The organism is Pseudomonas sp. (assembly GCF_041601375.1).
Lineage (GTDB): Bacteria > Pseudomonadota > Gammaproteobacteria > Pseudomonadales > Pseudomonadaceae > Aquipseudomonas.
Map to the genome: position 1 here is coordinate 1 of NZ_JBFIIG010000233.1, position 5,710 is coordinate 5,710.

At 63.8% G+C, this 5,710-nt stretch carries 5 protein-coding genes and 1 pseudogene; 5 read left to right on the forward strand and 1 reads right to left on the reverse strand.

Going from position 1 to position 5,710, the window contains the following annotated elements; genetic code table 11:
- From glnA to ntrC, 5 genes and pseudogenes are all read left to right on the forward strand, one after another.
- A pseudogene (gene glnA / locus ABZE94_RS19825) lies at positions 1-250 on the forward strand (glutamine synthetase); the annotation flags it as partial.
- A gap of 284 nt (positions 251-534) precedes the next feature.
- Positions 535-1,098: a DUF4124 domain-containing protein gene (locus ABZE94_RS19830; RefSeq protein ID WP_372877698.1), complete on the forward strand. Its 564-nt coding sequence runs from the start codon at positions 535-537 to the stop codon at positions 1,096-1,098.
- A 3-nt stretch (positions 1,099-1,101) separates the two neighbouring features.
- Entirely contained in the window at positions 1,102-1,716 is a 615-nt protein-coding gene (locus ABZE94_RS19835; protein ID WP_372877700.1) for a DUF4124 domain-containing protein, read from the forward strand.
- Positions 1,717-1,907: 191 nt separating this feature from the next.
- Positions 1,908-2,993: a nitrogen regulation protein NR(II) gene (glnL, locus tag ABZE94_RS19840; RefSeq protein ID WP_372877702.1), complete on the forward strand. Its 1,086-nt coding sequence runs from the start codon at positions 1,908-1,910 to the stop codon at positions 2,991-2,993.
- Positions 2,990-4,426: a nitrogen regulation protein NR(I) gene (ntrC, locus tag ABZE94_RS19845; RefSeq protein ID WP_372877704.1), complete on the forward strand. Its 1,437-nt coding sequence runs from the start codon at positions 2,990-2,992 to the stop codon at positions 4,424-4,426. The genes glnL and ntrC overlap by 4 nt, the downstream gene beginning before the upstream one ends.
- An 871-nt stretch (positions 4,427-5,297) precedes the next feature.
- Here the strand turns inward: ntrC and ABZE94_RS19850 are convergent.
- The coding region (locus ABZE94_RS19850; RefSeq protein WP_372877706.1) for a hypothetical protein at positions 5,298-5,710 on the reverse strand (413 nt) is incomplete at its 5' end.

The following is a 5,710-nucleotide window of genomic DNA, read 5'->3' on the forward strand; positions in this document are numbered from 1 at the left end:
CCACCCCGGCGATGCTGCCGACAAGAACCTCTATGACCTGCCGCCGGAAGAAGGCAAGCTGATCCCGCAAGTCTGCGGCAGCCTGAAAGAAGCCCTGGAAGAGCTGGACAAGGGCCGCGCGTTCCTGACCAAGGGCGGCGTGTTCTCCGACGACTTCATCGACGCCTACCTCGAGCTGAAGAGCGAGGAAGAAATCAAGGTTCGCACCTTCGTACACCCGCTGGAATACGACCTGTACTACAGCGTCTAAGCCAGTAAGCAAGACAAGAGGCCACCTTCGGGTGGCCTTTTTTGTGGTCATGTATCCGCTACTAGTTGAAGAGCAATTTCGTAGGGTGGGCCGGGCGCGCAGATTTACTGTCAAAAACCCCTTTCAACCACTAACGCAGACACAGCCTTTTTTATGGCTAGCCACCCCAAGCCCTCCCCACCGAGAAGCTGATTTGTTGCGCTGGTACAGATAGCAACACGCCCGCCCTTGCCAGCGCGATCCACCAGTGCAAGTCTTGACGGGACTCTATTCGGAGATTGGCCATGCGCCTGATACTCACCTGCCTGCTGCTGAGCCTGGCGCTACCCGCGGCGGCGCAGATCTACAAGTACACCGACGTCAACGGCAACACGGTGTTCACCAACCAGCCGCCGCAAGACGCGGCGGCGCAACCCGTCGAACTGCCGCCGACCAATACCGTGGAAATGCAGGTACCGCCGCCCCCGCCGAGCACCGACAGCAACGACAGCGGGGTCGAAGCGCCCTATCGCACCCTGCAGTTGACCGGCCTGCCCAGCAACGGCGCACTGCGCGAGAACGACGGCACCTTCAGCGTCGGGGTTGAGCTTGAGCCACGCCTGGCCCCCAACCACCGCCTGCGTCTGCTGCTCGATGGCCAACCCTACGGCCAGCCGAGCAACGTACCGCGCCTGCAACTGGTCAATATCGCTCGCGGCGAACACAGCCTGGCGGTCGAAGTGCTGAGCGGTGACGAGCCGATTCAACAGAGCGACTCCGTCACCTTCACCGTACAGCGGGTCCATACCAGCAGCCCGGCGTTTCTCCCGGCACCATCGCCACCACCATCCCCCAATCCGGCCCCCTGACCCATGCGCACCCTGCTGCTTTGCCTGTTACTGGTTGGCCTGCCGGCCGCCGCCCAGGTCTATACCTATGTCGACGCGGACGGCAACCGCGTCTTCACCGACCGCCCAACCAGCGACAATGCAGAACGCATTGAACTGCCTGCGACCAACAACATGAGCATGCCCGCCAGCGCACCGCCAGCGCCCGCGGCAGCCCCCCCGGCACCCACGCTATCCTATCGGATGCTGCGCATTCTGCTGCCGCTGCCCGATGCGACCGTCCGCGACAACGCCGGCAACCTGATCGTCACCGCCAGCAGCGAACCGGCACTGCACAGCGGCCACCGCTTTCGCCTGCTGCTGGATGGCCAGCCACGCGACGAAGGCGGACGCAGCCCGGTTTTTGCGCTGGAGAATATCGACCGCGGCACCCATCAACTGGCCGTGGAAATCATCGATGCCCAGGGCCGCACCCTAGAGCGCACCCCCAGCCAGCCGCTGCATATGCTGCGTATTTCCTTGGCGCAGAAACGCCAGGTCAACCCCTGCAAGCAAGACGATTACGGCGTGCGCCCGGAATGCCCGCTCAAGGACAAGCCCGCGGAGAAGCGCGACATCCCCTTCGTGCCCTTTATCTGACCCCGCGCTCGCACCATTTTGGTGCCCAGCATCACCCCAGCCACTATACTTTCCCTGTTTTGGTTCGTCTGCCTGCCCGACGGCCGAACCGAATCGCCCCCAATTTGCCGCCATCACTGATTCCGCGCGTCTTTTCGGGGCTTTGGTTTGCTTCTTGCATTTTCCTGCTGCACTGCCGGAAGCCTCTGCCTATGACTATCAATGACGCACTGCACCGCCTGCTGCTCGACAACCTGACCACCGCCACCCTGCTGCTCAACGCCGACCTGCGTCTCGAGTACATGAACCCGGCGGCGGAAATGCTTCTGGCCGTCAGCGGCCAGCGCAGCCACGGACAATTCATCAGCGAGCTGTTCACCGAATCGGCCGAAGCCCTGAGCGCGCTGCGCCAGGCCGTCGAGCAAGCGCACCCGTTCAACAAGCGCGAGGCGGTGCTGACCGCCGTCACCGGCCAGACCCTGACCGTCGATTACGCGGTGACGCCGATCATCAATCGCGGCGAGACCCTGCTGTTGCTGGAGGTGCATCCGCGCGATCGCCTGCTGCGCATCACCAAGGAAGAGGCGCAGCTGTCCAAGCAGGAAACCACCAAGCTGCTGGTGCGCGGCCTGGCCCACGAGATCAAGAACCCGCTCGGCGGCATCCGCGGCGCCGCCCAGTTGCTGGCCCGCGAACTGCCCAACGAAGACCTCAGGGACTACACCAGCGTCATCATCGAAGAAGCCGACCGCCTGCGCAATCTGGTCGACCGCATGCTCGGCTCGAACAAGCTGCCGTCGCTGGCGATGACCAACGTCCACGAAGTGCTGGAGCGGGTCGGCAGCCTGGTCGAGGCAGAAAGCCAGGGCAGCATCATCTTGGTGCGCGATTACGACCCGAGCATTCCCGACGTCCTGATCGATCGCGAACAGATGATCCAGGCCGTGCTCAATATCGTGCGCAACGCCATGCAGGCCATCGGTGCGCAGAACGAAATGCGCCTGGGCCGCATCACCCTGCGCACCCGCACCCTGCGCCAGTTCACCATCGGCCATGTCCGCCACCGCCTGGTGACCCGCCTGGAAATCATCGACAACGGCCCCGGCATCCCTGCCGAGCTGCTGGACACCATCTTCTACCCCATGGTCAGCGGGCGTGCCGACGGCACCGGGCTGGGCCTGGCGATCACCCAGAACATCATTAGTCAGCATCAGGGGCTGATCGAGTGCGAGAGCCATCCTGGTCACACCGTGTTCTCGATCTTCCTGCCGCTTGAACAAGGAGTAACTCCGTCATGAGTCGCAGTGAAACCGTATGGATCGTCGACGACGACCGCTCCATCCGCTGGGTGCTGGAAAAAGCCCTGCAACAGGAAGGCATGACCACCCAGAGCTTCGACAGCGCCGACGGCGTGCTCAGCCACCTCGGCCGGCAACAACCGGATGTGATCGTCTCGGATATCCGCATGCCCGGCTCCAGCGGCCTGGAACTGCTGGCGCAGATCCGCAACCTCTACCCGCGCCTGCCGGTCATCATCATGACCGCCCATTCCGACCTGGACAGCGCAGTGGCGTCCTATCAGGGCGGCGCCTTCGAGTACCTGCCCAAGCCGTTCGACGTCGATGAAGCCGTCTCCCTGGTCAAGCGCGCCTATCAGCACGCCCAAGAGCAGCAAGGCCTGCAGGCGCCCATCGAGCAACCGCGCACGCCGGAAATCATCGGCGAAGCCCCAGCCATGCAGGAGGTGTTTCGCGCCATCGGCCGGCTCTCCCACTCCAATATCACGGTATTGATCAACGGCGAATCCGGCACCGGCAAGGAGCTGGTCGCCCACGCCCTGCACCGCCACAGCCCACGGGCCGCTTCGCCCTTTATCGCCCTGAACATGGCGGCGATCCCGAAAGACCTGATGGAGTCCGAGTTGTTCGGCCACGAAAAAGGCGCCTTCACCGGCGCCGCCAATCTGCGCCGCGGGCGTTTCGAGCAGGCCGACGGCGGCACCCTGTTCCTCGACGAAATCGGCGACATGCCGGCCGACACCCAGACCCGCCTGCTGCGCGTGCTGGCCGACGGCGAGTTCTACCGGGTCGGCGGCCACACCCCGGTCAAGGTGGATGTGCGGATCATCGCCGCCACCCACCAGAACCTGGAAACCCTGGTGCAGGAAGGCAAGTTCCGCGAAGACCTGTTCCACCGCCTCAATGTGATCCGCATCCACATCCCGCGCCTGGCCGACCGGCGCGAAGACATCCCCACCCTGGCCCGCCACTTTCTCGCCCGCGCCGCCCTGGAACTGGCCGTCGAACCCAAGCTGCTGAAAAGCGGGACCGAGGACTACCTGCAGCAGCTGCCCTGGCCGGGCAACGTGCGCCAGCTGGAGAACACCTGCCGCTGGATCACCGTGATGGCCTCCGGGCGCGAAGTGCACGTCGGCGACCTGCCCCCGGAACTGCTCAGCCAACCGCAGGACAGCGCACCGGTGAGCAACTGGGAACAGGCCCTGCGCCAATGGGCCGACCAGGCCCTGACCCGCGGCCAGTCGGATCTGCTCGGCAGCGCCGTACCGGCCTTCGAGCGGATCATGATCGAAACAGCGCTCAAGCACACCGCCGGCCGCCGCCGTGACGCCGCCCTGCTGCTGGGCTGGGGCCGCAACACCCTGACCCGCAAGATCAAGGAACTGGGCATGAAGGTCGACGGCACTGACGACGACGACAACGACGACACCTAAGCGCCAGCTGGATACGCAAGAACGGGCCGCTGGCCCGTTTTTTCATTGACCATGTGCCCGGCCAGGAGGCTATCGGCATTCCTGCGGGAGCGGGCCTATCTGCGGAGTTGGCGGCTGCAGCCGCTCTCAAACAAGAAATAACCCGTTGTTTTATAGATAGAAATTAGATCATGAAATGAGCCCTGCAGGAGCCAGCTTGCTGCGATCTGGCGTCCCGGCGATCTGGCGATATCTGCAGATCAAAAGCATCGCCAGCAAGCTGGCTCCTACACAGTTTGCTGCGCGACAGCGCGGCTGTCTGGACGACGGGGGATCCCTCATCAAAAAACCTGTATTCCATTGATTTTATTGATTATTACGTCCTCTGTAGGAGCGGCCGGGCGGCGTTCCGCTTCAGCCGCGAATTCTTCGCGGCACAGCAAAGCTTCGCGGCTGAAGCCGATCCTACGACGGCGGGCTCTGCGCGCACCCAGTTTGCTGCGCGACAGCGCGGTTGTCTGGACGACGGGGGATCTTTTACGCTGCCACGATCATTTCCACGCACGGCGCACCCTCGCCGAACCGGGCGCCGGCCCGACGCTCGCCGTTTCCGCGAACATCAGACAGGGCCCATACGGACAAAAACCCTGGCGCCTGCCACAGCTTGCGCGGTTGATGGCCTGCGGCATTTGCGCCCTGACAATGCACCATCCGCGCCCCCTGCACCGCCAAGGCTCACCATACTGCTCGTCGGGCAGCCTGCCAAAAGGGCTGAAGCCCAGTATTTTCAAGCCCTGCAAGCACTGCAATAAAACTGGCACACACCCTGCATATGCTTAAGCAATCCCAGTTTTGGGGACCTTGGTACAGGCAGGCCGGGGAATCCCCTCTTTTATTCGTACGCCAGGCTGATCGTCAGCCGCCAGCGCCCGTCCAGCTCCTCGGCATGCCACTCGCCGCGCAGCGGACGGGCCGCCAGCACCCGCAGCAGCAAGTCCCGCCCCTCGCGCCGCAGCCGCCAATTGACCACCTTGCCCTGCAGGCGCAACTGCCCCTGTTGCTCGCGCCCCAGACTCTCGACCCGCAGGAAAAACACCCCGTCGATGTGGTCGGCACGCGCCTTCGGCTCGACGTTGAACCACAGCTGCAGTCCCTGCTCCACCACCTCGACACTGGCCAGCCGCAAAGGGTCGGGCTGCAGCATACGGCCGATCATCAGGCCGATCAGAAAACCGAATAACGCCAGGGAGCCGATCACCCGCGCCCAGGGACGCGGTCGCGGGCCCGGATCAGGAGTAGAATGCC